The sequence below is a fragment of the Flavobacterium granuli genome (genome assembly GCF_900129705.1).
Classification (GTDB): domain Bacteria; phylum Bacteroidota; class Bacteroidia; order Flavobacteriales; family Flavobacteriaceae; genus Flavobacterium; species Flavobacterium granuli.
This window is the reverse complement of the sequence record NZ_FQWO01000027.1, coordinates 1-1490: the sequence shown is the minus strand read 5'-3', so window position 1 is coordinate 1490 and position 1490 is coordinate 1. Positions and strand designations below refer to the sequence as shown.

Genomic DNA, 1490 nt, shown 5'->3' with positions numbered 1-1490 from the left:
GCGAACAATATCAATGTGGGTACAGCCAATGCGAGCTATACTTACCCAGGTGATGCGAACCATTTTGGCAGTGATGACAACAAGGATTTTGCCATCGGCAAGGCAGCTTCAGTAACAACAGTTACCATTGCGGCAGGCGCACCGTTCACTTATACTGGTTCTGCTATTGAACAAGCTTCAGTTACAGTTACAGGTGCTGGTGGTTTGAGCTTGACTCCGGCTCCGGTTTATGCGAACAATATCAATGTGGGTACAGCCAATGCGAGCTATACTTACCCAGGTGATGCGAACCATTTTGGCAGTGATGACAACAAGGATTTTGCCATCGGCAAGGCAGCTTCAGCCACGGTTGTAACAGTGAGCGATGCTACTTACGATGGAGTTTCCCATGGAGGAACAGCGAATGTAACCGGTGCAGGCGGATTGAATGAAGCACGCACAGTGATGTATGCAGGAGTATCTCCAACGGTTTATGCTTTATCAGCTACGGCACCAACGGCCGCAGGAACCTATACGGCATCAGCAAGTTATTCAGGGGCTAACCATTTAGATTCAAACGACAGCAAAGAGTTTACCATCAGCAAAGCAGTTTCAGCCACGGTTGTAACAGTGAGCGATGCTACTTACGATGGAGTTTCTCATGGAGGAACAGCGAATGTAACCGGTGCAGGCGGATTGAATGAAGCACGCACTGTGATGTATGCAGGAGTGTCTCCAACGGTTTATACTTTATCAGCTACGGCACCAACGGCCGCAGGAACCTATACGGCATCAGCGAGTTATTCAGGGGCTAACCATTTAGATTCAAGCGACAGCAAAGAGTTTACAATCAGCAAAGCAGTTTCAGCCACGGTTGTAACAGTGAGCGATGCTACTTACGATGGAGTTTTTCATGGAGGAACAGCGAATGTAACCGGTGCAGGCGGATTGAATGAAGCACGCACTGTGATGTATGCAGGAGTGTCTCCAACGGTTTATACTTTATCAGCTACGGCACCAACGGCCGCAGGAACTTATACGGCATCAGCGAGTTATTCAGGGGCTAACCATTTAGATTCAAGCGACAGCAAAGAGTTTACAATCAGCAAAGCAGTTTCAACCACGGTTGTAACAGTGAGCGATGCTACTTACGATGGAGTTTCTCATGGAGGAACAGCAAATGTAACTGGTGCAGGCGGATTGAATGAAGCACGCACAGTGATGTATGCAGGAGTATCTCCAACGGTTTATGCTTTATCAGCTACGGCACCAACGGCCGCAGGGACTTATACGGCATCAGCGAGTTATTCAGGGGCCAACCATTTAGATTCAAGCGACAGCAAAGAGTTTACCATCGGCAAAGCAGCTTCAGCCACGGTTGTAACAGTGAGCGATGCTACTTACGATGGAGTTTCTCATGGAGGAACAGCGAATGTAACCGGTGCAGGCGGATTGAATGAAGCACGCACTGTGATGTATGCAGGAGTGTCTCCAACGGTTTATGCTTTATC

General features: G+C 48.3%; 1 protein-coding gene. It reads left to right on the top strand.

What is annotated here, in order from left to right; translation table 11 throughout:
• A partial coding sequence (locus BUB25_RS16690; RefSeq protein WP_170860238.1) for a hypothetical protein occupies positions 1-1490 on the top strand: 1490 nt, incomplete at both ends.